This window comes from Vibrio sp. ZF 223 (assembly GCF_003050585.1).
In the GTDB taxonomy this organism is placed as follows: domain Bacteria; phylum Pseudomonadota; class Gammaproteobacteria; order Enterobacterales; family Vibrionaceae; genus Vibrio; species Vibrio crassostreae.
The window spans coordinates 360,495-386,198 of record NZ_PIGB01000002.1 but is presented as its reverse complement, the minus strand read 5'-3'; the positions used below and the strand labels follow the sequence as shown (position 1 = coordinate 386,198).

The following is a 25,704-nucleotide window of genomic DNA, read 5'->3' as shown; positions in this document are numbered from 1 at the left end:
TCTCTATTATCAATCAGGCACTCTGAATCAGATATGCTTTTTTAACTGTGAGAAATTATGAAATATTTAGCAATTCTACCAGCGGTATTCGCACTAAGCGCCTGTTCAACAGTGACAGAGTCACCGGTTAGCTACCACAAAACTTCTCCGGGGCTAGAGTCACTACAGAACAACGAAAACTGCTGTGAAAACCTGAGTACAATTCAATATCAAAGCGTTACGAACCCAGAAGAAACATCTGTTTCGATCACCACAGCAAGCCCTAAGATCGAGTTCAAATCGGGCCGATCCTTTGCTGGAGGGCTAAAGCTTCCTACAACACTAGATGCTATTCGTTTTTCAGTGACTTCAAATGCTAGTTATTCAGCATTCGTTCCGTCACTTTTAGTCTTAGACAAAAATTACCAGCCGCTAGATGTCATTGGCAATGAAAGTATTAAGTACCAACCACTTAGCCTGCTTGATGGTGCACAATATGGCGCGCAAATCGAACTGCAAGAACGTTACTTAAACGGCGAGGCTCCTGCTTACTTGGTCGTATTCACAACCAGCGAAGCACTCGCGGAAACAACTCCTGTCGAAAAACCAAGTGATATGGCGATACGTTCTGGTGATATCCAGGCAAACATCGCTCATAACACGGACTACGCCATCCCTCATTCTGCAATCGGGAAAGTCTTCTTTGATTTTAAATTCACAGCGGTAACCACCGTTGTTGAAGAACAAAACCGTCAAAAGCGAGTTCAACAAATTATTCCAGAATCAACCGTAGCCCAATCAGATTTATTAACGGAAAATACACTGAATAAGAAAGAGGTTTATCAAACTCTTATAGAAAACTCGGTTTCATCTGGAGATTTTAGTGCAGCACTGACTTACGTTGAAGAATCTGAGCGATTAGGAATCGAAGGGATGCGAAACTCCTTTATTGACGCGATGAAGCAATATCAAAAAGCACAATAACTCAGCCTCAAAGTAGTCGTTTATTTTCTCTCACTTTACCTCTTTTTTGAGCAAACGAGAGTTAAATAAACGACTGTTATCCCTCAGCCCTATTCAGGCATAAACGAAAATTCTAATTGCTCCAATTCTAAGCCTAATTTGATAAATTCAATATCCAAAGAATAAAAGCCTTTATCAAGCTTAACGGAGAGCCCCTCAACTGAAACTGTCTCGCCATTAGTACCATTCACTGATAGAGACATCGCGTACACGTTATTGAGACTTAAACTACACGCAGATTGAGCCAAAGTGCCACTATCGTAGTTAACAATACCTGCACATCGATACACACCAGCCTGTTTAACTTCCAAAACAATGCTACGGTTTTCTCTGATATTAAGTGGTAATACTATTGCATGTTGCTCTGCCATCAGAGAGCAAAACTCTCCATCAGTTTTACTCTGTTGTTTATTAAGATTTTGGGTCGCCTCAAAGCTCTTAACTGGATCAAAAGCGACTAATGGGCGACCCATTGCTGGAGAGTCCATAATAAAACGACAAATATTCATCGCGCTTCGTTGCAACTCCCCTAAGCTCAACGTTCCGTTTTCAAGCGCCTGTAACGTATCGTCATTCGACACGTTATTTTCCGCACCATCATGCTCAACAACCATATAAAGATCATTTTGAGAGCGAAGCATAAAGGATGTGTAACTTCGACTTTCAGAGCCACCTTTGATTGGGTCATTCATTTTTGCCCACCAATCCGTCATCACTATCCCTTTATAACCCCACTCCCCACGAAGAATCGTAGTATTGAGGTCGTAATTGGATGCAGCCCAGTGACCATTAATAGGATTGTAGGAGGTCATAACACTCGAAGCTCCTCCTTGTTTTACCGCTATTTCAAAAGGCTTCAGATGAATCTCACGAAGTGCTCTCTGAGATACAACACTATCAACATCAAACCGTGACGTTTCTTGATCATTCGCCACCAAATGCTTGATTGTGCCAGATACTCCTGCAGCTTTAAGACCAAGAGTTTGAGATGCTGCCATTACCCCTGAGAGAAATGGATCTTCTGAGAAATACTCAAAATTTCGACCATTCAAAGGGTGGCGGTGAATGTTAATCCCAGGACCAAGCAACGTATCAATATGATTGGCTTGCATCTCTTTCCCCACTAAATGAAATAGTTTCTCATTCAGTTCCGGGTTCCATGTACAGCCTAATAATGTACCAATTGGGACTTGAGATGCTTTATGTCCGCTGTCCATTCGGATACCAGACGGACCATCAGCAGCTGCAACGACAGGGATGCCTAAATCAAATAAGCTCGGCGAAACACCACCAAAAGCAGCAGCAGTACCTGGCGTCACCTTAGGGCTGCACATACCTTCCCCACGAACAATTGTCGCTAACTGCTTTACGTTCATTTGCGAGACAAATTCGTCAATGTTCGCTCGCCCCTGCTTAACATCCAGTAAACGAATGCCCGTATCTTCACCAAGAGGAATAGAGCTTGGAAGCTCACTCAGAATACGTTTACTCAAATCTATAGTTCGTAGTGGTACAGATTCATAGTCACAACTGTAAACCCCATTTTCCTCGTTGCCTTTTGGGATCAACCTACTAAATCCGGTGACAGGAGCAAGTGCTTCCGTTAATTGCTCAACAACCAACAGCTCTTCTATTTTAACGCTCTCACTAACAAGCTTTGCCTGGCGAACACTTCCTCCTAGATAAAAGTGATATTCTCCAGCTTCAAGTACGTAACTATTTGGATGTCCCGTTTTACCGGAGTCATCAAATGATGCGAAGGAAGATAGAGGACATGAAATAGTCAAACACACCGTATCTTGCGGGCCCAAGGTCGGTGTTTTCACAAACCCGATCAGTGCTCGTGTTGGTTTACCAAGATGACCTTGAGGCGATTCAACATACAGTTGAACCACATCCTTACCACTGTATTTCTCGCCTATGTTTTTAACTTCAATATCGAAGACCAACTCTTGTTCAGAGCCGGAACCAAGAATCGTCAATGCATTTAATTTATTGGAAAAGCGGGTGTAGGACAGCCCAAAACCAAATTCAAATTGAACAGCTTTAGGATTGAAAGTTTCAAAATACCGATACCCGACATAGATATCTTCTTGATATAAATTCCGGTCTTTGTTTCCAAAATTCGGGCTCGAAGGGTAATCAGATAAAGAGTGCGCAATCGTGTCGGTCAAACGGCCACTTGGGCTAACATCACCAGATAAGACATCCGTAAGAGCATGCCCACCTTCCATACCTGCGGCCCAACTATACAGAACAGCCTTAATCGCAGCAGCACCTTTAAGTGAAGTTGTCCATGACATATCAATAATGTTGGTCACGTTCAGTATCACAATGACATCATCAAAATGTTCCGTCACTTTCTCCAACATTTGCATTTCGAGCGCGGTTAAATTGTAACTGCCTTGCTGCTGTGCATTATCTTGATCCTCACCCGCCGTTCGACCGATAAAGATAATAGCTTTGTTAGATTTGGCGGCGGCATCCATCACAACAGAAGTTGAAAGAGGCATTTCATCTTGAAACCAAGGTTCAGCTGCCCAACCACCACCGCCGTCATTGAACGGGTTGTCCTTGATCCAACGTTGGTATACCTCCACCAAACTGAGATTAAGATTGATGTTTGGATTTTCATACAAGCCCTGTAATGCATTTACGGAATAAGGCACATTCACCGCTCCACCAGATCCAGTGCCACTTCGGTAGGTATCAATCTGACAGCGACCAAAAAGAGACACCGTATCACTAGCCTGCAATGGCAATATTGAATCACTATTTTTTAGTAGCACAATGCCCTCAGCAGCCGCTTGTCGACTTATGGGTGCAAGCTGCTTCTGTGCTTCGAGAGTTTCCACAGTATTCATTTTGAGTCCTACTATTTTTTTACTTAGAGCAAAAGTTTTGCCTCTCGCTCTAAAAGTTAATATTGTCTTTGTTCAAAAAATAGTAATATTAACTACGGCGTGTAACTACCAAATAAGCGACAGAAGTAGGTAAAATAGCGACATGAAAACCAAGTTTAGACTCCAAAGTCATCAGAGATATCCTCAGATAAAATTTGCCTATGTCGATGGTCATCACGATTTCGACTTTGACGTACATAGCCATGACTTTTCTGAACTTTTCTTAGTTGTGAGCGGTAGTGGAAAGCATACGGTAGCTAGCCACACCTACCCTTTAAGTACAGGAGATGTATTTGTTATTAATGGGGATATTGAACATGGATTTTGCGAAGTAAATAAACTGAAGATTGTAAACTTGATGTTTGATACGGCATTGCCTTTTTTTGAGGTCCCTTCAATGCGTCAAATGCCAGGCTATCAAGCGCTTTTCAAGGTAGAACCCATTGCTCGACAAGCATCTGAATATCAAGCAAAGCTTACGTTATCACTTTCTCAGTTGAAACGAATTAATGGACTTCTACAACAAATCAAATCGGAATACGACAACGCAGAACAGGGGTTTGAAATCATATTGACGAGCACAATGCAGCAACTTGCGATAGAACTTTCTCGGCGATATCAAGAACAGACCCATAGCTTACCAAAAACAACCTTGGCATTGAGCCGTGCTCTCGCACATATTGACCGTCATTACAAAGAAGTAGGATTAGATACAGAAACCATTGCGCAAGCGGCGTATATCAGCAAGCGGCAACTAGAAAGGTTATTCAGGCAGTTTTTAAATACATCCCCAAACCAATACGTCAAAGACCTTCAAATTCGACACTCGGCAACCTTATTATTAAACGACAACAAAAGCATCCAACACATTGCTGAGTCTTGCGGCTTTTCTGACAGCAACTATTTCTCCAAGTGTTTTAAGGCCAAAAATGGATGCAGCCCTCGCGAATTTAGAAAGCAACATGCTTGCCATAATTCATAATCCTTTCCCCCTTAAGCCTTAAAAAGATTAGATATGTCACACATAAAAAAACCGCTTCTTTCGAAGCGGTAGATGAGTATCTTTGGCAAGAACACACTTGAAACGACATTCAAATATGGAAGACTCATAGCAATAAAAATGAAACTCTTTGTGCTGCTAGGAAAGAGCTCAACTATTGCAATAAATTGGGATATCGAGAGCCTTGCCCGCCCTAAAGGCAAGGCCGTCATACCACTCCCCCGGTATACTCGATATCACTTAAGACCCGAAGGTAAAAATTCTACCACCACATGTCAGCTTGAATACCTACAACAAAGTCACCCTCTTTACCCGTGCCGTCTTGCATTTCACCATCAAGGTAAGATGCCATGAAGCGAATTTCTGGAGATGGACCGAAGCCAGAATGCACAACTAGAGTCGGTGCTACTGTTAGCTTGTAATCATAAGAATTCTTTGACTCACCATTACGGTCTTCGTAGTTGTACATATAACCAGCTTCGGTAGCGATAAAGAAGTTTTCTGAAATTGGGAACGTTGGTCGCACCATTGCTGATACCCAGCCGTCTGTGTCACCATTGTCAAAATCGTTGTACTGGGTTTGAAGAGAGTGGAAAATATTCACACCATTTTCAAAAAAGTACCCACCCCATGCTAAAGCACGTAGTGATACATCGTTTTCATCAACAGCCTTCAAACAAGACGTACCACAACCCGTGCCTGTCGTTAACCAACTTTGATAGTCACTACCAGGCTTGTACGTGTTGTAAGTCGTAAGAGTACCGCCTAAAAGGTTACCCGAACCTAAGCCTTTACCAGCCTGCGCGATGTATTTTGTAAAACCTTTATCTGACAACCCAAAGACAGACTCAGTGTGAACAATTGCCGTCATTTCATAGCCATTCTCAGCGAATGCTTCTGGGCCATTACCAAAACCTAAATCGACCATATTGTCTGGCATATACTTAGCCATAGCGTGAAGCTCAACACTGCCAAAGTTCACGCCAGCATGAAGTGCATGCATGATGTTATTGCTGTCACCCCAGAAACTTGTATCGCCAGAGTCATCGCTTGCAATATAAGCAAAGTCCCACTTATTGCCACCTAGCTCAACACCTTCAATACCAACACCAGTACCTGACATATCCGTGTAGAAAAAGTCGGTCATAAAGATGTAATTATCTTTACCATAAAAGCGCTTACCACCCCATACAACACCGGTTTCAGATACACCTTCAAACTCGACAAAAGTTTCTGCCATACCAATTTCGCTGTTGGTTGCATCGGCATTGGCACCAAGTTGGTTAGTTGCATATTCCGCATTATTGGCTGCAGCTCGTGTTTTGATTCGAATTTTCTGACCACCGTCATTCTCAAAATTTTTCTGCAGTGCTACTTCAAAGTGGCTATCCGACTCAACACCCAATCGACCTAAACGCTCTTTAGATGCTGGGAACTTTGCACGTTTAAAATCGTCATTTTCACTGAATAGAACACCAGCACGGAAATAGCCGTGAAATTCAAATCCATCCGATTTTTCGGCATATGCAGCAGGTACAGTAGACAAGCCAGCAGTAGCGACTAAACAAGCAAGGGTAAGCTTAGAAAGTTTCATAATAACTCCATGTTCCAAATTATACTTTCAAAAAGAAAGCGCTTTCTTTATTTTTCTTAAAAAAACCAATCGAACAGATTTAAAGAAGATCAAATCTAAGCCCACATTCACTATGCACTCTTAACCTTATTGGCTTTAACCGCTCAGTTGGTATGGAAAGAGTATAAATGGATCTTGTGAATATAAACCGTGATCAACCCCACCAAAGAAAGCGCTTTCTTATGCATAAGTCACAAAAATAGAGATGTTAAGTATTTTGTTTGAACAATCATGGAACCAAGTAAAATATCACTGTTCACATATTAAGGACGAATTACTCCGTTCAATCACTCAGAACCTGTTTCGGAATACATCGTCGATTATCTTCCTGGAATGCTCGTCGAAATAAAAAAGGGAACATACATCGTATGTTCCCTTTATATTCAGAATTTTATTCAAACCCTTTTGTTAAAAAGCTTACTTTTCAAATCGAATATTGTCTAATTTAAAACTCATTTCTCCTTGAGGCTCAAACACTAAAAGGTTAGTGATCGTTGTTGGATCAGCTTGATTCCCACCAGCAAAACGGTTGTCTCTCTTTAAAATGTCAGCGATTGGAATACGTACCGTCTTCCATTCATTGATTGCTGATAGCGGCACGGTATAGTCACTTGTTTTCGGCCAGCCACTGTCCATCTTAACCAATAGTTCAACCCCGTCGGCCATGCTCTCAACTTTCAAATCAAAGACCAGTTCACCCGTTTCTTGCCAATGTGTCACATCTGTTACAGGAGAACGAAAATAGATATTTCCTGATCCTTGATTCTTATTCACTTGTAGCACTGTTCCACGATCTGGTTCGGTCACTTCTTGATAGTCAACAATATCCAATGGGTCATAACTTGCATAAGCCAAGCTTGCGTTAAGAGTTTCGGTAAAAATCTCCAACGTTGGTCCATCAGCATAACTATCATCGGTTGCTAAGATCTCTGGAGCTTCGTGCCCTATCACTTGTATTGCATGTTCAGAACGACTTGCACACCCTTTTCCTTTCCAACGATCAACCTTACAACGGTAAACCTTTACTGAATCAACTAGCATTGTTTTCGGAAACAAACCTTCGTCGATGCCTTTATCATTTGCGTTTGCTGACCACGCCCCACCGACGGCCAAGTTCAATAACAAATGAAACTTTTCATCAAACGGAGCTGCTCCACTCGCATTAATGAGTTTCCCTTCTTCCGCTTCATATTGGCTGTACCAGCCCTCTTGAGTTTGAGTCGCGTAATGAATATTGTCTACATACCAACGAATTTCACCTTCTTCCCACTCAATCGCGTATGTATGGAAGCCCTCAGTAGGGTTCACACCATTTGGCAATGTCGCGGCTTGCCCTTTATAAACATTGTCTGGCCAATTTCGTCCGTAATGTAACGTCCCGTAGACCCGGCTCTCTAGAGCATCATTTTTCGCTCCCGCCGCATCTGAAAGTGTGTTTAGGTTAACCGCTTCCATAATATCGATTTCGCCAGAAGCAGCCCATGTACCATATTTATTGTCGGTTGGCAGCATCCAAATCGCGGGCCATGAACCTTGTCCACCGGGTAACTTTGCTCTGATTTCATAACGGCCATATTTGGTGTCACGCTTGTCTCTTGTACTTAGCCTCGCAGAAGTATAAGGGAGTGTTTTAGTTGCTCCGCCAATCGTACCTTCGGCATTGTCAGGCCCAGTATGACTTTGCTTCAGCGCGACAATGTGTAAAAAGCCATCTTTAACAAATGCGTTATTAGGATCATCCGTGTAGCACTGTTGTTCATTGTTCCCTCCTCCCCAACAGTTCACTTCTAATGACCAATTACGTTTATTTATTTGCTCGCCTTCAAACTGGTCTTCCCACACCAATTGCCAGTCTGAACTTAAAGTAACTGGAGCATGGGATAGCACAATCGCTTTTTCAGTTTGAGCTAAGTCAGCACTTTCGGATACCGGCAGCTCTATCGCCGTGCAGCCAGACATCAAAGCGGCAGAAATAAAAGACGTTAATATCTTTACCTGATTGGTTAGATCTTGCATTACAACTCCTTGTATCACGACTTTCTAAGCAGGCGACACGTAATATCGGAGCCCATAACAGAAAGTCGATAAATGAATAAGTCCGCGAGCATGGACCCAATATGCCATGCACGACTGTTTCAAAATGAGTATATAAAAGTGCATAGTTCAAAAAAGAGACAACGCTCACCTTAAGAAAGCGCTTTCTTGTTGGATTTCACATTTTGCTAAAATTCGTTGTGGTTTGTGTAGATTCTCAAGAATTTTTTGACCTGATTATCTGCATAACACCCTAGAATCCCTTTTATTCTCAGGCTTCTATTTTTTCTAGCTTACAACGAAGCTCAGAAAAACAGATTCACTTTTATCACAACGCAAAGAAAGCGCTTGCTTGATATTTGAACGAGTATATGGAAATATTCGTGACCTTACTTTGTATGCTTAACCTTCAAATTTAGCGTTAAGCAGTTCAGAGTTTTTAAATATTAATCATTGGATTGCTAGGCTCTTATTGATCACGAAGGTAATATAGCTTAGTTCACTCCTTGTAGAGATAAGGCCACTACCATTGATCACCATTAAAGAAGTATCTGAACTTGCTCAAGTTTCTCAATCAACTGTCTCACGAGCATTAAATGGTCACCCTACGGTAAAGGAAGCCAATCGCGAAAAAGTATTCAAAGCTATTGAGCAACTGGGCTACAAGCCTAATGCGTTTGCACAAGCTCTAGCCTCCAGTCGTTCAAATAGCATTGGCATGCTAGTTGGTTCGCTTGATGGGCCTTTCTATGGACCATTAATGCATACAGCCGAAGATACCGTTCGCCAAAATAATATTCACTTAATCGTTACAAGTGGCCAGGAATCACGAACCAAAGAGCTCGATTCTATCCAGTTTTTGCAATCTAAACTTGTGGATGGCCTCATTGTTCACTCAGACAAGCTCAGTGATGACGAACTGATCAAAATAGCGAAAGACAGTGAAACAATGATTGTTCTCAACCGTTTTATTCCTGAGATTTCTGATCGCTGTATTTACATTGATAATGAGCTTGGTGGCTACCTTGCAACGAAGCACTTACTTGAGAACGGCCATAAAAAAGTCGCTTGTATCACAGGCCAGTTGAGTAAAGTTGATAGTAGAGATCGCTTTCAAGGGTATCGAAATGCCTTGTTAGAGTTCGGTATCGAATACGACGCAGGGCTGTTTGTAGAGGGACGCTTTGATCATCAAGGCAACCACGAAGCTGCGCGACGCTTGTTAGACCGAGACCCTGAGATCACCGCGATTTTCTGTCAAAATGACAATATCGCGCTTGCTGTATATGACGTAGCAGCAGAGCGAAACCTCATTATTGGGCGAGACCTTTCAGTCGTAGGCTTCGATAACGATACTCATAGCCAGCATATTCGTCCTCGCTTATCGACGGTCGACTTTCCAGTTCATGAGATGGGAGAAGAAGCTGCAAAAGGTGTTTTATCGTTAATTAATAAACGCGACTACCCATTGAAGCACAAACTAACCCCGACATTGATTGTAAGAGAGTCCGTGGCTAAGCTTTGATTTTTGTATATCAAGCACCCCATTTTTTACACTTAAAAGAAAGGCTCTAAGTATTCACTTAGAGCCTTTTTATTTCACTTTAAATTAGAATTAGAGTAACTGGTGCTTTGACAACACGACAACGACTTTCTCAATAAGACCACTACGAGAAAAGAGCTGTGAAGCCATTTCATGGTTTAGCGTTAACGATGCAAATGCCTCACTTGTTCCGTCTTTAAACTGAACTTCAATACCCTGTGTTGGCTCATCATTGAGTTGGTAAATAAACGGTACCTGACAGTAAGTAAAAGCCAGTTGCCCAGCCTGAACAATAAAGCTCTGCATTTGTCCTTCAATATTTTGGCAGTCAAAAGTCGCCGCTTTTTGTAAGAACTCTTTAGGACTAAGAAGTGAAGGGTTAATTACAATTGTGCCATCAACGACCTCTAGACCTAGCTCTCCAAAACGAGTAATCACTTCTTCCTTAACTTGCCCTGTCATCCCTGGCTGCTGTGCTCCAGAGTGCTTTGGCGTATGAGAATACGGATCCGTCGGAAACGCACCGTAGTTTTCCGGCGTTTTGTTGAAACCAATACCAGCTCTCACTTTGTAATAGTAATCCGCTAATTTAAGAGTTTCCTGGCTATTAGAGTCCATACTCCAAGCATGCTGATAGTTTTCTTGCACAGCTAGCAGCAACTTAGAAACCATATGCCAATAGATACAACCTAAACCTTCATAACCAAACATGGTTCCCGAACGCCCAGTAAAGGCTTTATGGTTGAATACACGCTCATACAAACTAGATACATGACAAAATTCATCATCACTAATTGACGGGTAATCGGCTTTAATTTCATCAATCGCAGCCTGAAGGAAACCTTTGTTTTCAAAGCTTGAATTGAAGTGGTAAGAACCTTTGCTGTCTTGGTTTACTAATCGGTTATCTTTGGCAACAACCATCATGCTTAACAATTTGCTCTGGTCAATGTCTTTAGCGTCTAAACAGTTTTTGTCCATAAAAGAAGCCAGCTCACGGTCAGGGTAAAGCATGAAGCTATTTTGATCAGCACGATACATGTCACTGGCAAACAATTTATCCAACAACTCAACCGCTTGTTTAGGTGATAATAGACCCGAGCTCAATACTGCAACTTGCCCTTCTAGCATCGGGTAAAGCTCTTCAACCATTAAGCTCTCACCAGAACAACTCAAGATGTTATACGCATTGTACAAACCGTCTTCACGCAAGTTGTTTGCAATCGTAGAATCTAGGACTTTTAAGCTCGCGCCCATCAATTGAACAATCGCTTCTTTCTCAACTTTCGTTTTCCCTGAGAATCCATTTACTCGGTACACGCGCTCACGATAATTAGCAGCGGATTTAGCCAGCTTAGTCAGCATTGCTTTACGAGTTTGACGAGTGACCGTATCTTGACGAATCTCTGTATTTGCCTCTGAAACGATCTGTGTAACAGAAGACATCCACTCAAACACTTCTTTGGAAATACTGTATGACGATGGTGACTTCTCTAACAGGCGCTGCATAAAGGCAACATAGCGACGCATGTAGTACAAGGTTACCATTGAGAGGCCATTGCCAACGATAGCGTTGTTTGCATCATTCCATTCTGGACGTTGTGTATTGAGCCAAATACCACCATCAAGCACTAAGTTACTCAATTTCGCCAACAAAGGGACGAGTATCTTCTCCATTAAGTTGACCATATAAACTTCTTGGTCACCCGTCATCAACAAGCGACCGTCACTGCCTAAGCTCTTTACACGTTGCTCTGTCAATTCCTGCAAGTCTTGGTTGAACTCTACGGTATCTTTAGGGTTATCAAAGAGGCCTTGAACTCCACAAAGCTCGTAAGGCACGTTGGCATAACTAAAAATGTCACTCTCTAGTAATTCGATAAGATCGCTTTGCTCAAATTTGTCTGCCAACTCAAGGAATTTTAATAGATAAATGATTTGATGATCGCCCCAGTAACCAATGTTACTCCAAGGATCATCCGCCTCTAACAGCTCCCAATCTACACCATCTTTAGTAATTCGATACGGATTGTAACCATCCACTGTTGAAGCATTAACAAACTTAGAGATGAATGATTTGATGAACCCTGGATAACTAAGAGCCATCGCTTCCCAGTTTTGGAAAATATCACGCCAGTTGCCTTGATAAGAAAGTAAGCGTTCGCCATTTTCATCTTTGAGCTTAATCTCATAGTGGTTCCAAGGGCGACTAGGGTCACCATGACGACGTCCAAAAGTAAGCGGTAGATACTCGTAGCTCAATCGAACTAATTGAGAATCCCCTGTCGCTTTAGCGCGCGAAACTAATTCAGAATGGCTGAAAACATCCCCTAACTGATCAAAAAAGTCTTGATGGCGGCCAGCTACCTGAGAGTTGGCCTTTTCCATAGTTTTAACTACGTCAGCCTTTTCTAACATATAGCCGTTTTCAAACACGCCACCACGCATGTTATTGAACAACACATTGGCATAATGGTGAACGCTGGTATTTTCTTCAGCTGTTATTTGCCACGCATCCGCGCCAGACATTAATGTGATCAATTCATCTTGATTATCTGCAACGCTCTTTTCTAAAGCTAGTGCTAGGTTAGCAGGAACAGAGAGCTCAGATTGAAGCTGACAGATATCGGAATGAGTCTTGTCTATATCAGCGACAATCGACCAAACTTTGGTTTGATGTGCTCGCAGCGTCAGAGACTTATGAACTAAATAGCTCCCTCTAACCCCTTTCGTTAAAGGTTCACTTTTAACCGCTCGACCCTTTCTGAACGCATTAACTTGAGCACTCGTCAATAAAATTTGGCTGCTTTCCGTTTCTAAGCTGAAGACTGTCGTCGCTAGCAAAGATTCAGCAGGGTCGGCTCTATCGCTCAATTTCGCGTACATGCTGAACAGAGCTAATGAACTACCATCAACTTGTTCATTCCACTTGTACGCATCAACTAATGCACTTCTTGTTTGAAGAGCTGATAACGGAGCGCCTGAAGGAAGTATATTTTGTAAGCCATCTAGTGCTTCGACTTTACGCTCAAAGCTCGCGAGGTTGGTCAGTTTTGAACGACGAATAAAGCCGTATTTTTCACTCGTATTCCAGCTGTATTGGAACTGTAGTTGCAAAGTATGGTTTATCTCTTCAAATACAATCTTGTCTCCAATCGTATTTTTATAAAGATTGCGTTCAACATCAAAAATACCATCATGGAATGTATTAAACGGTTCCCAAAGTACAACCTTGTCGCCATGTTCAATACGGAAGATGGATTTTGAGCCGGTGTTTTCCGCATTTTCATGAATATGGTCAACAGACTTGTAAGGAAAAAGCGCATTTTCCGGACGAATGCGTCCAGCTGAAAGGCTGCCTGTTGATGAAATAAATAACCAGTGATCGCTCGACGATACAACGCTAATAAAGAATGGCGTCATTTGGTCAACATTAGAGATTTGGTAGTAACGCTCACCATCTAAATCAACGAACTTGCCATCGACCTCTGGTGTTGAGTTATAGTCTTGTTTCATATCAAAATTCCAAAAAATTCTTACACTTAAACTTTGAAAGCGCTTTCTTTTGCGTTTCAAAAAAGGATTTAAAGTTTACAAATGATGACAACGAGCAAAATGCTCTTCTGCAATTTGAGTCGGTTCTGGTATTGATTGCGTGCAAAGTTTATCGGCTTTCAGACAACGGCTTGCGAACGGGCAGCCCACGCTACTTGGTTTCCAAGAAGGGATATCGCCTTTTTTCACGTTCATGTCACGCTTGCCCGATTTACCGACTTCTGGCACTGCTGACAACAACAGCTGAGAATACGGATGCTGCGGGTTCTGAGTGACGTTGTCGCTATTGCCCCATTCGACCATATGTCCTACATACATCACCGCCGTTTTCTCAGCAAAATAACGCGCTGTCGCAATGTCATGAGTGATGTACATGAACGAAATACCATGCTTATCTTTCAAGTCAGCCATTAGGTTTAGGATTCCTAATCGCACAGACACATCAAGCATAGAAATGGGTTCATCAGCTAGGATAACTTCCGGGCTAACAGCAATTGCACGTGCAATTGCGACACGCTGTCGTTGTCCACCACTTAATTCATGCGGGTACTTCTCTGCTGTCTCTTTAACTGGTGTAAGCCCAACCATTTCAAGCAATTCATAAACGAGGTTCGGAATCGCTTCTTTTTCTGCTCGTTTATGGATAAGTAATGGTCGCGCAATATGGTGGTAAATCGTGTGTACAGGATTCAACGAGCCAAACGGGTCTTGAAAAATCATTTGCACCTGGCGTGCATATTCAAGCTCACCATATTTTTCAATATAGTCAGACAGAGGCTCACCTTTGAATTCGATATCTCCAGCCGTCTTATCGTAAATTCGGGTAAGAATTCGAGCTCCTGTGCTTTTCCCTGAGCCAGATTCGCCAACAATCGCTAATGCTTCTCCTTTACGTAGATCAAATGAAACATCATTTACGGCTCGCATCATATTGCTTTTGACTGACTGGCCAAGTGGGAAATCTTTTACCAAATTCTTAACTGATAAGATAACTTCGCTTTTATCAACGTTCTTTAAAGTATTCATAATCTTTCGCTCAAACTAGGTGACAAGATACGTGATGCCCAGTCGCAATAGCGCCCAAACGAGGCTCACTTTTAATGCACATTGAAATGCATTCGCCACATCGCTCTTGGAAGTTACATCCTTGAGGTGTATCCAAAAGGTTGACAGGATTCCCAGGTATCCCGTAGAGACGTTCTTTTGGCCCATGAATAGTCGGGAATGAAGAGATAAGCCCTTTTGTATAAGGATGCTTAGGTTCACTAAATACCGTTTTCGCATCACCTAATTCAATAAGGTTACCCGCATACATCACGCCAATTCGATCAGCAATTTCGCCCATGAGGCTTAAGTCGTGACTAATAAACAGAATAGAGAAGCCAAACTTACTCTTAAGCTCATACAGTTCATTCAAGATTTCACGTTCAACCACTACATCAAGTGCCGTTGTTGGCTCGTCCATGATGATCAGTTTAGGTTCCAGCGCCAAAGCAATCGCAATAACAACTCGCTGACGCATACCTCCACTCAGTTGATGGGGAAAGCTCGACATTCTGTCGCCATGAATCCCAACCGTTCCTAACAGCTCGACCGCACGATCGTGAGCCTGTTTATAAGGTATTTTTCTGTGCGCTAGAATAACGTCCGTTAGCTGCTCACCGATGGTAATGACAGGGTTAAGTGAGTTCATTGCGCTTTGAAAAACAATAGAAACGTCATTCCAACGGAAGTCACGTAACTGCTTGTTATTCATCTTTAAAACATCCTGCCCTTTGTAGAGTATTTCACCCTCAGAGATAAGCGCTGGTGCTTTGTGTAGGCGTGATATAGCAAAAGCCAATGTACTTTTACCGCAACCAGACTCACCGGCAATACCGAGCGTTTCACCGGGCGCAATGGAAATACTAACGTCATTAACGGCTCTTGCTACGCCATTAGGAGAAACGTAATCAACACACAGGTTATTAATTTCTAATAGATTTCTCATTATAGGCCTCGGCGTTTATCTGCTTCTTTTTTAAGTTTGTGCCACAGTTTGATGTGTGGGCCCGTACGTAATTTAGGGTTGCTCACTTGGTCAATTGACATGTTAATCAATGCGAGTCCACCACCAGTAATCGCTAACGCCAATGCAGGAACCAGCATTTCCCACCATGCTCCGGTATATAACGATGAAGAGGTCTGTGCCCAATACAGCATAGAGCCCCAACTCACTTCTGTTGCATCACCTAAACCTAAAATACCTAGACCAGCTTCAGAGCCCATTGCGTAGATAACCGTGCCTAGGAAGCCGCCAAAAACAATCGAAACTAAGTTTGGTAAGATCTCTACTAAAATAATGCGGATTTTTGATTCACCCATAACTTCTGCAGAAATGATGAATTCTTTGCTTCTAATTGCCATGGTCTGTGCACGAATCACCCTAGCTCCCCAAGGCCAGGAGGTTATTCCTAACAACACGGTAATAACCAGCGAACCGACCTGCCCTAAGAATGCGGCGAGAACAATCAGCAAGGGCAACTGTGGAAACACAAGAAATACGTTAGTAACGAAGTTCAAGCGTTCATCGACTTTTCCACCAAAGTAACCAGATGAAACCCCGACGAGCACTGCTATTGTCATCGCGATTACGCCCGCAGAGATCGCAACAGTAAGCGACTTTCTTGCTCCAAATAGAACCTGGCTATATACATCACGCCCGCTACGAGTAGTGCCCATAATATGCTCAGAACTTGGTGCAATATGTGGACGTGCTACGCGCTTTTCTGGATTATGAGTCGATAATACAGGCGCAAATAACGCCCCAGCTAAGACAATCGTAAGTAAAAAAGTACCTACAATGGCTGGAGGGTTACCGTAGAAAAATGCGTAAGCTTTACCGAGAGTTTTCTTTACGTTTTTCCACGACCATTTTGGCTCACGTACTGGCATATTCGGCTGGTTAGCGGTTTTTTGAGTATCCATTAAATTATCCATCATGCGCCTCAGTTCGAGATTCTAGGGTCAAGCCAGACATATAGAAGGTCGGCAATAAAGTTAGCGGTCAGTACCGCTGTCACCAAGATAAGAAGAATGGCTTGGATAAGTGGGTAATCACGAGCAACTATGCCTTTAAGAAGGATGTTCCCCAAGCCTTGGTAGTTAAAAACCACTTCGGTCATGATTGAGCCTGCGAATGAGAATCCGATTGCCATTGCAATAGCGGTCGCAACAGGAAGGATGGCATTTCGACCAGCATAGCGAAACATAACACGATAACTACTCAAGCCTTTGGCCTCAGCCATCGTTACGTAATCTTCACCCAACACATTGATCATCGCATTACGCATATTGAAGACCCATGTTGCGATCCCAACCAGGACCATAGAGCCCATAGGCAACACAGCGTGTTTAGCCACACTAGAAATAAACTCCCATGTAAAACCTGGCTCTAGCGATGGGTCATAGGTGTATGCCAAAGGTAATAGTTCGAGTTTTAAACCGAAGAAATAGAACAACAGTAACGCGGTCACGATGTACGGGAAGTTACTAATAAATGCCAAAACTGGCGGAACAATTTGTCCAAATAGCCCTTCACGTCGATACGATGCATACGTACCAATACTGACACCAATGATAAGAGCAACAATCAGCGAACCAAGCGCTAGGAACATAGTCCACGGCAGTGCCATAGCAAGGACATCTGAAACACTTACAGGAAACATAAGCACTGAAGGTCCCAGATCAAGAGTGAATACGCTTTTCATATACGCGAAGTATTGTTCGAAAACATTGCCATCAACAAAACCGTACATTTCACGAACAGCATCCATTTGAGCAGGATCCATTCGACCTTGAGCTGCAGCGAAAAGAGCATCAACAGGATCTCCTGGCATTAGGCGAGGCAACATGAAATTAAACGAGATAGCGATTAAGAAAGCGGTAAAATAGAAGCCAAATCGGCGAATTAAAAACGACATAAAAATCTTTTAACCTAGGGGCTACAACCTAAGCTGTAGCCCTCTCAAAAATAACTTACTTAAGGTGTAGATTGTTGAGAATTATTACTCTCTTACCACCGTCGTACCATACTGGCTGTACGTATGGGTCTTTTTCACTTGGCCAACCAACAATATGTTTAGTACTGTATTGGAACCAAGTTGGGTTAGAAAATAGAGGGATAAAGGGAAGGTTTTCAGCCGTAAACTCCTGAAGTTCACTCAACACTTTCTCTTGCTGCTCTGCATCACCAATTTTGCCGAAGCTGTCGATCAATGCGTCGATTTCTGGTGAATTAACACCGTGACCAGCATGCCAAGTTTTTCCGATTCGAGACGTTGAGAAGTACTCTTGGTACGCCAAGATTGGATTTGTCGCGACCATTGACCAGTTAATTGACATGGTATATTTACTTTCTTTCAAATTGCTGTCATATACCGCCCAATCCACGGTCTTAACGTTTGCTTTCACACCCACTTCTTCAAAGTATTCAGATACCATCTGAACCACTTGGATCCAGTCGGTCCAACCGTTTACAACCTCGATATCAAACTCAACCGTTTCCCCGTTTGCTTTGTCGCGGAATCCATCACCGTTTTTGTCAACTAAGCCCGCTTCATCAAGTAAAGCGTTTGCTCTTTCAACATCGTACTTAGTTAGATAGCCATATTTCTTAGATACATTTTTATCAATGTGCGTTTCGTATAGCTCACCGATGCCACCAGCATTGAAGTTTGCAGTCGGATAACCGTAGGCAGCAATATCAACGATAGTTTCACGATCAAGAGCCATAGACAGTGCTTGTCGTACTCTTAGGTCATCAAATGGCGCTTCTTTGGTATTTACATAAAGGTGGATCGCATCATTCGCTGGATACCAAAAATGGTTATTTTCTTTATCCATATCGACAAATGTTGACTCAACGTCAGCAATAAAATTTGAACCCCAATCAATCTCACCTTTGATTAAGGCAGGTTGGATCTGAGAGTTGTCATTGTAAGAACGGAAGTTGATGCAATCTAAATAAGGTCTATTTTCTAAATAGTAATTTGGGTTTCGGCACAGCTCCATCTGTTGCGGTTTAATGTATTTAACCGTCGTCATTGGGCCACTACCTACCGGGTTAAGGTTGGTAAACGTTGTCAGCTCTTCAACTTTCGACCAAATATGCTTTGGTACAATATGGTAACGCTCTAAGTTCCAAGCAAATGTAGAATCCGCTTCCGTCAGCTCAAACAAGACGGTTCGCGCGTCAATAGATTTGATTTCTTTTAAATTACCTGAAGACCAAATACCTTTCTGGTCAAAAGCTGGTGCCTCTTTAGTCAACATAAAGCTAAAAACAACGTCGTCTGCAGTTAACTTTGAACCATCAGACCACTTCAAATTCTCTCGTAACTTAAGCGTCAATGTTTTCAGGTCAGTTGAATACTCAACCGACTCAGCCAGGCGATAATCAACATCACCTGTCATGTTGTTGAATACGACCAATGGCTCAAACATTACCCCATGCAGCAAGTCTTTAGTTGTATAAGGGTTAAAGTTTTCAACAAAGCCAGTATTGATAATTGGCACCGTTAGTGTGCCACCCTGCTTAACTTCATCTGCTTGTACAGAGGCTCCGAATAAAGCTCCAATGGCGAGCGAAGCAATCAATGTCTTTTTGTGCATCACGTTGTCCTTTTAATGATAATAACCAGAAAGAAAGCGCTTTCTTTTAACTTTAAAAAAAAGGGGGTGTTTTCGTATTCACTATCGGCAACTCGCATCAAGAAACCGCTTTCTTTAGATGGATAATAAGCCGATAGAATGATTCTTCAACTTACATTTCGATGAAACGAACCATAGATCACAAATTTAGAATAGATTGAGAATAGAAATACACAACAGTGCCATTCGTCACATTAATTGTTCGCTAAAACAAAAAACAATTTAAAAACAATAAGTTAAGATTCACTAATAGTGCCCCCATCGTCTTTCCTAATCGTCGAACCTCTAACCCATCAATGAACTTATGTGCTTTCTTTAAAATAGCCTTTCCGTCGCGATTCTCAACATACATAGACTGTATCTATGTATGATTCTCTCAAAAACAAAAGAAAGCGCTTTCTTGGCCGCTAAACCTATGTCAGCATACCAGTCATAAAATGTAAGTTCCCCCTTAGGACAACTATGTTTAACTTTTGGAATGGCAATAAATCAGGTAAAAGACAGCACTATGAGTTGGAGCTAATTCATAGCTTGTTGAATTGGGATCCGAACGAACCTATTGTCGTTCACAGCGATAATACAGACTTTCCAAGAGCTGAGGATGAAGGAAATATATTCCGCAAGAATTATGATGTACTCGTCACGGTGGCGGGAAACCGTAAATTTGCTGATAAGCCTGCAATCAAACTCAACTCTCCAATTTGTAAAGGCTTATTAGGACACCGTATCCTGATAATTAGGGAACAAGATCAACCCACATTCCATAATATCAACAGCAATAAACTGAAATCACTTATCGCTGGAATTCCTGCGACATGGGCTGATGCTGAGCTGTTTAGAGCAAATGGATATCGACTACTAGAGCAAGGAACGTTACCAGAGATTCTGAAACTTCTCTCAGATAAAGAATGTGATTATGTGTCACTCGGAGCCAATGAAGTTGAAAGCATATACCAAGAACATACCTATTCCCTGGATGGGTTAGTCATAGAAAAAAGTATTATGCTTTATTACCCTCTTCCTCTGGTCTTCTATGTCCACCCAGACAAGGCTCAACTGGCTCAATTACTTGAGGACAAACTGCAAGACTACAAACTCAGTGGTGATTTCGAGCTATTGTTTAACCAACATTTCGGGGACGTAGTGAGATCCATTGGATTAGAACATCGCAAAGCTATTAACCTCGTAAATAAGGAGCTACCGCCAGAGCTAAGGTCATTTAAGTCTCAATTCATCTCGTGATTATAAATAGAGGAGACTTAAAACCATGCACCTAGATTTGCAACATTAGGTGCATCCGCTTTATGCTCCTAATGTCGATATCATCAAACCATAGGCAAGATAACTAACGGCTTGCTTTTACATATAGCGGTGGATACTCAAGTCATCAGTTTTTATATCACTAGCAGAGCCACTGACCACGCTTGCCAAGATCTTTCCTGAGCCACATGCCATTGTCCAACCTAGAGTTCCATGGCCTGTATTGGTAAATAGATTCTTGATAGGCGTCGCGCCGATTATAGGCGTACCATCCGGAGTCATCGGTCTTAACCCTGTCCAGTATTCTGCCTTAGAGAAATCCCCCGCCTGTGGGAAAAGATCTTTTATCACCATATCAATCGTGGCTTTACGTTTTTCAGGAATAAGATAATTGAAGCCAGCAAGCTCTGCCGTCCCTGCAATACGAATTCGGTCATCGAAACGAGTCATCGCTACCTTGTAGGTTTCATCCATTACTGTAGAGGTCGGCGACTTATCTGCACTCACGATCGGAAGTGTCAGGGAGTAGCCCTTCACGGGATATACAGGAATCGATAAGTCCACTTGCTTGAGCAGTTCACGAGAGTAGCTTCCCGAAGCCACCACGTAAGCGTCCGCTTTGAATTCACCTTGAGTTGTCGCGATGCTTTTTATGGTTTGGTTCTGATGATTCAAACTCACCACCTCAGTATCAAACACGAACCTAACACCAAGTTGCTTGGCCTTCTCAGTCAGCGCTAAACAGAACTGATGACAATCACCGGTTTCATCATGAGGTAAATATAAGCCGCCCACCAGCTTGTCTTTAACGTCCGCTAAGCCCGACTCCACTGACAGACACTGTTGAACATCAAACAGTGAGTGTTTGATTCCACTCTCTGTTAATAGCTTCATATCCTGCTGAATCGCATCGAGTTGCTTCTCGCTTCGGAATACTTGCAAGGTACCTTTCTGCCTGCCCTCATAAGCCAAATTTTCACTGATTCTTAGATGAGTGAGACACTCTCGACTGAAGTTTGCCACTCTTAACATGCGTGACTTATTCACGGCGTACTTGGCTTCATTACAGTTGGCCAACATCTTAGTCGCCCAAGCCACTAATTCCGGAGAAAGTGACGGTTTCACCTTTAAGGGAGCGTGCTCTTGGGTAAGCCATTTCATTGCTTTCAACGGAATCCCAGGCGCCGCCCATGGTGAAGAATAACCGTAAGAAATCTGCCCTGCATTCGCAAAGCTGGTTTCCTTGCCACTACTATCTTGACGATCAATAACCGTCACCGAGTGGCCCTCTTTCGCCAGATACCAAGCACTGGTCAACCCAATAACACCGCTGCCAATTACAATTACTTCCATTCTCTTCCCCTAATGCCCGACACAGCAAAACATGCCGAACACAGCTGTCTGTTTCAAACTACCTTCGTTAATAATTTGTAACTTATTCAGCACACGTTGACTTAACAATGCATACAGTGTTGATAAAAAGTCAATTCAGTCGTAAATCGGGAGAATGAATATGGGAAGTGTGATGTTGGATGGTTATAAAGCTTTCAAGGGATCGGTTTATTACTAAGAGAAAGCCCTCTACGAGGATAGGAATACTGAACTATCGCGGAATGAAGTTAGGTGATGTGATTATGTGCACCAACCTACTTCAATCTAAATATTATGGGCGTCGTGGCTCAAGAATGTGGCGTTCTCGATGAGAAAGTCTAAAAAGGTTTCGGCTTGCAATGATAGCCCGCGGCCTTTGAGAGATTGAACTTTCACCGTCGCCTTCGATAGCATCTCCAACTCGGTCGCCACCACTTCAATCTGCCCTGACTTTATCTCATCGATCACGGTGAGCTTGGGCATAAAGGTTACGCCCAACCCAGCCGAAACGAAGTTAGTTAGCGCGGTAACCGAGTTAGTTTGAAGCTTAGGTTGCAAAGTGAGATGAGAGTTTTGTTCAGCCTGCTTTACTAACCTCCCCATACCTGTCGAGTTGTCGATCAAAGCAACAGAGGCCTCTCTAACATCTTGCAGTGCCACAGGCGCTTCTTTCATCGTAAGGAAGTGCCCCTTCGGAGCAATCAATTCGAGCGGATGGCTACGTTCAACATGGGAGTGCAGTTTAGGATGAGGTGCAGACGCATAGGTGATCGCGAAATCTATCTGTTGATCTTCTAACATTTTCACGGCATCCAATGCACCTGCAATTTCAATCGATAAATTGATATCAGGGTATCGAGCCATGAAGGTTTGCATCGGTTTAGAAACCAAGTTAGTGATAAAACCTTCCCCAATCGCAATGCTAACGTTACCGCCCTTGAGGTTTTTCAACTTAGTTAGACGAGCCAGTACCGCCGTTTCACTACGAACTATGGAACGGTAGTAATTCAACAGTTCATTACCTGCTTCGGTTAACAGTGATTGGCGGTTGTTGCGCTCCCATACTTTCATTTCCGCTTGCGCTTCTAACTGTGTCAGCATTCTGCTCATCGCGGCAGGGTCAACATTCATCATCTTAGATGCCTTACGTAACGACCCATATTTCGATAAAGCATTAAGGTATTCCAGCGCGCGGATATTAAAGTGGTGCATTCAACTTCCTTGTGATTCAACTGACACTTGATCAAGCGTCTCACAAATTTGCTGCGAACATATATCCCAATTTATCAAGATCGTAATTGCTCTTACTAACTTGTGCACCGAGTCACTTCAAGGCACTACATCAAAGGCTGATATACGTGTTTTAGCTTGCTGTCGATAATACAAAGGCGACAACTTTCGTCATCACCTTTGTGGTCATGAATCAGATGCTAGTCTCAAGCAGTTAACAATCCGTCACTTCACTTACAGGCCAACAAAGAAACTGATCACTAGCGCGTTGATCAAATCAACAAAGAATCCACACACTAATGGCACCACAATGAATGCTTGTGGGCTTGCGCCATAGCGATGAGTTACCGCTGTCATGTTAACAATCGCAGTTGCTGTTGAACCTAGAGTGATACCACCGAAACCAGAACATATCACCACGGAGTCGTAGTTTCTTCCCATCAAGTAATAAACAACGAAGATAGTAAACAGTAGTGAAAGTAGAATCTGGATACTCATGACCACAGAGATGTAGCCAAACAGCCCGTCAAGATCCCAGATTCGTAGTCCCATCAAAGCCATGGTTAAGAACATGCCTAAGCAGATGTCAGAGATCATCGCTAAACCTTTGCGACCTTGAGCAATTTTCTCTTGTGTACGGCGCTTCCTGAACAGAGCCCTACCAACGTTTCCGATTAAGATACCCGCGATCAAACAGCTAACGAATAACGGCAGTTTCAAACCCATTGATTCGATAACTTCACTCAAGCTATAACCTAGCATCAGCGTCAGATTTAGAATCAACCATGCCCATAGAACGCCGTAGTGGCTTAGCTCTGTTTTTGTTTCACTCTCTTGGAATGCACCAACGGTGACCTCTTCTTCATTAGAAGGACTTACTTTGTGTTTATTGAGTAGGTAGTTAGCAATTGGACCACCAATCACACACGCCGCTATCAAACCAACTGTGTTGGAAGCCACACCAAGTTCTAGCGCGTTAGCAATACCAAACTCTTCAACAAACATTGGCGCCCAAGCTAGTGTCGTACCCACACCGCCAATCAGACTGATAGAACCTGACAACAAACCCGCTTTCGCATCCATACCAAAACCCGACGCGACAGCCATGCCAACTAAGTTTTGAAGGACAATAAAAGCCGAAGCCAGACAGAGCAGGATGAACAACGGTCGCCCACCTTTTACCAGCGTCTTAATATCCGCTTGAAGCCCAATACCAGCAAAAAAGTAAAGTAGCAAAAAATCTCTGACATCAAGGCTAAAGGTGATCTGGATTTCAAATAGATAGTAAAGCGCCGCTACGATAGCGGCACAAACAAAGCCACCAATAACTGGCTCTGGCAGAGAGTACTTCCTTAATACTTCAGAGCGCTCGATTAAACCTTTACCAATAAACAGTAATGAGATCGCAATAGTAAAGGAGAGCATTGGAGAAACAAGGGTTTCTGTCATGATGCTATAGATTCCTAAAAGTTAAGATTATTCAAAATGTTGCTTACTCTTAATCTTGTAGATCCAGACCAAGAAATCAAGCGTTTATCGGTGACATCAATCGCTAATCTGGATCAATGTGTTTCAACATAAACAGAGAAAATGCCATCACGAAAAGGGATTTGAAAAGGCGACGTCATGGAAGGAGGCAGATTACGTGAATATAGGAGCTCTAAAACGAGAAAACCCCAGCATTTCTGCTAGGGTTTTGAATAGTGGTGGAAGGATGGGGATTTGAACCCCAGATACGCTATAAACGTATACTCGCTTTCCAGGCGAGCGCCTTAAGCCACTCAGCCATCCTTCCACAAATTGTGTATTGAGCATGTCACTCAACGAGGCGCTACTTTATTGATTCTGCTTGCTTTGGTCAAGGGGCATTCTCAAAAAAAGTGCCTTTTTCGGTTTGTTCGATTACAAATTAACTCATTAGATCAAAAACAAACCAAATTTCATTCTTACGCTGCACTTACGCTTGTTGCTTTTCTTAAGCTTGTTGATAGTAGCCCGGAACTCGAAACCATTTACGACACATATCGAGGAAGTAGCCGTAAAGTACGCCCATACCGCACGAGATAACGGCATTACTGGTGACAGCCGTAACGATCTGCTCGCCTGAAGCACCCACTGCCAACAAAATACCCGCATACACAGGAGACTGAAATAACACGTATGCCATCAAGTCAGACAAGTTTTTCATCAATGAGCTTTGTGAAAGTTTTGCACCATTGCGCAAGAACCAATCACGAAAAACGCCATAAGGCCAAGCGATAGCAATGTTTACAGGAATAGATAACGTTCGAGAAGCAAGAGATTGCTCAAACGTCATACCAGAAATAAACACTTCTACGATCATGCCAGAAATAAAACAGAAAACGACCATAGCAAATGTATCCGCAGCTGCGTTTCGAATACAAAATGGACCACGAGACTTCATTGACGACAAACCTAAAATATATCACTGCTTAATTAGTGATTTAGTAACATATAAACA

General features: G+C 42.6%; 17 protein-coding genes and 1 tRNA gene. 4 read left to right on the top strand and 14 right to left on the bottom strand.

Annotated features, from left to right (window positions below):
* Positions 1-57 precede the first annotated feature (57 nt).
* A complete protein-coding gene (locus CWO13_RS06380) occupies positions 58-963 on the top strand; it encodes a MalM family protein (RefSeq protein ID WP_108082650.1) in 906 nt (301 codons plus the stop codon).
* An 89-nt stretch (positions 964-1,052) separates the two neighbouring features.
* On the opposite strand, the gene CWO13_RS06375 is transcribed toward CWO13_RS06380, so the two are convergent.
* Positions 1,053-3,866 carry a glycoside hydrolase family 3 protein gene (locus CWO13_RS06375; protein ID WP_108082649.1) on the bottom strand — a complete coding sequence of 938 codons (2,814 nt, stop codon included), beginning with the start codon at positions 3,864-3,866 and terminating at the stop codon, positions 1,053-1,055.
* 142 nt (positions 3,867-4,008) lie between these two features.
* Between CWO13_RS06375 and CWO13_RS06370 the strand changes: the two genes are divergently transcribed.
* Entirely contained in the window at positions 4,009-4,887 is an 879-nt protein-coding gene (locus tag CWO13_RS06370; protein WP_102432911.1) for a helix-turn-helix domain-containing protein, read from the top strand.
* Positions 4,888-5,167: 280 nt separating this feature from the next.
* Here the strand turns inward: CWO13_RS06370 and CWO13_RS06365 are convergent, their stop codons facing one another.
* Both CWO13_RS06365 and CWO13_RS06360 read right to left on the bottom strand, forming a co-directional pair.
* Entirely contained in the window at positions 5,168-6,499 is a 1,332-nt protein-coding gene (locus CWO13_RS06365) for a carbohydrate porin (protein ID WP_102432912.1), read from the bottom strand.
* A 456-nt stretch (positions 6,500-6,955) separates the two neighbouring features.
* Entirely contained in the window at positions 6,956-8,554 is a 1,599-nt protein-coding gene (locus CWO13_RS06360) for a glycoside hydrolase family 16 protein (RefSeq protein WP_057621915.1), read from the bottom strand.
* Positions 8,555-9,101: 547 nt separating this feature from the next.
* Between CWO13_RS06360 and CWO13_RS06355 the strand changes: the two genes are divergently transcribed.
* Complete coding sequence (locus tag CWO13_RS06355) at positions 9,102-10,097, top strand: LacI family DNA-binding transcriptional regulator (protein WP_019821076.1); 996 nt, start codon at positions 9,102-9,104, stop codon at positions 10,095-10,097.
* A gap of 90 nt (positions 10,098-10,187) precedes the next feature.
* On the opposite strand, the gene CWO13_RS06350 is transcribed toward CWO13_RS06355, so the two are convergent.
* The 6 genes from CWO13_RS06350 to CWO13_RS06325 form a co-directional block, all read right to left on the bottom strand.
* Positions 10,188-13,631, bottom strand: a complete 3,444-nt coding sequence (locus tag CWO13_RS06350; RefSeq protein ID WP_055319761.1) for a hypothetical protein — start codon at positions 13,629-13,631, stop codon at positions 10,188-10,190.
* Positions 13,632-13,706: 75 nt separating this feature from the next.
* Positions 13,707-14,696, bottom strand: coding sequence for an ABC transporter ATP-binding protein (locus CWO13_RS06345; RefSeq protein ID WP_061018419.1), 990 nt, complete (start codon positions 14,694-14,696; stop codon positions 13,707-13,709).
* 10 nt (positions 14,697-14,706) lie between these two features.
* Positions 14,707-15,660, bottom strand: coding sequence for an ABC transporter ATP-binding protein (locus tag CWO13_RS06340; RefSeq protein WP_102432913.1), 954 nt, complete (start codon positions 15,658-15,660; stop codon positions 14,707-14,709).
* Complete coding sequence (locus CWO13_RS06335) at positions 15,660-16,637, bottom strand: ABC transporter permease (RefSeq protein WP_371957688.1); 978 nt, start codon at positions 16,635-16,637, stop codon at positions 15,660-15,662. Before CWO13_RS06335 ends, CWO13_RS06340 begins: the two co-directional genes overlap by 1 nt.
* Positions 16,638-16,657: 20 nt before the next feature.
* A complete protein-coding gene (locus CWO13_RS06330) occupies positions 16,658-17,632 on the bottom strand; it encodes an ABC transporter permease (protein ID WP_102432914.1) in 975 nt (324 codons plus the stop codon).
* 55 nt (positions 17,633-17,687) lie between these two features.
* Positions 17,688-19,322, bottom strand: coding sequence for an ABC transporter substrate-binding protein (locus tag CWO13_RS06325; RefSeq protein ID WP_102432915.1), 1,635 nt, complete (start codon positions 19,320-19,322; stop codon positions 17,688-17,690).
* A gap of 501 nt (positions 19,323-19,823) precedes the next feature.
* Here CWO13_RS06325 and CWO13_RS06320 point away from each other — a divergent pair.
* Entirely contained in the window at positions 19,824-20,603 is a 780-nt protein-coding gene (locus CWO13_RS06320) for an ABC transporter substrate-binding protein (RefSeq protein WP_102432916.1), read from the top strand.
* Positions 20,604-20,720: 117 nt separating this feature from the next.
* Here CWO13_RS06320 and CWO13_RS06315 read toward each other — a convergent pair whose 3' ends face one another.
* From CWO13_RS06315 to CWO13_RS06295, 5 genes are all read right to left on the bottom strand, one after another.
* Complete coding sequence (locus tag CWO13_RS06315; protein ID WP_102432917.1) at positions 20,721-21,974, bottom strand: D-amino acid dehydrogenase; 1,254 nt, start codon at positions 21,972-21,974, stop codon at positions 20,721-20,723.
* 303 nt (positions 21,975-22,277) lie between these two features.
* Positions 22,278-23,204 (bottom strand): LysR family transcriptional regulator, encoded by a 927-nt coding sequence (locus CWO13_RS06310; protein ID WP_102479774.1) that lies wholly within the window; start codon positions 23,202-23,204, stop codon positions 22,278-22,280.
* 252 nt (positions 23,205-23,456) lie between these two features.
* Positions 23,457-24,671: a sodium/glutamate symporter gene (gene gltS, locus CWO13_RS06305; RefSeq protein ID WP_102432919.1), complete on the bottom strand. Its 1,215-nt coding sequence runs from the start codon at positions 24,669-24,671 to the stop codon at positions 23,457-23,459.
* Positions 24,672-24,926: 255 nt separating this feature from the next.
* Positions 24,927-25,017: transfer RNA gene (locus CWO13_RS06300), tRNA-Ser, on the bottom strand.
* A gap of 180 nt (positions 25,018-25,197) precedes the next feature.
* Positions 25,198-25,647 carry an L-alanine exporter AlaE gene (locus tag CWO13_RS06295; RefSeq protein WP_102432920.1) on the bottom strand — a complete coding sequence of 150 codons (450 nt, stop codon included), beginning with the start codon at positions 25,645-25,647 and terminating at the stop codon, positions 25,198-25,200.
* Positions 25,648-25,704 lie beyond the last annotated feature (57 nt).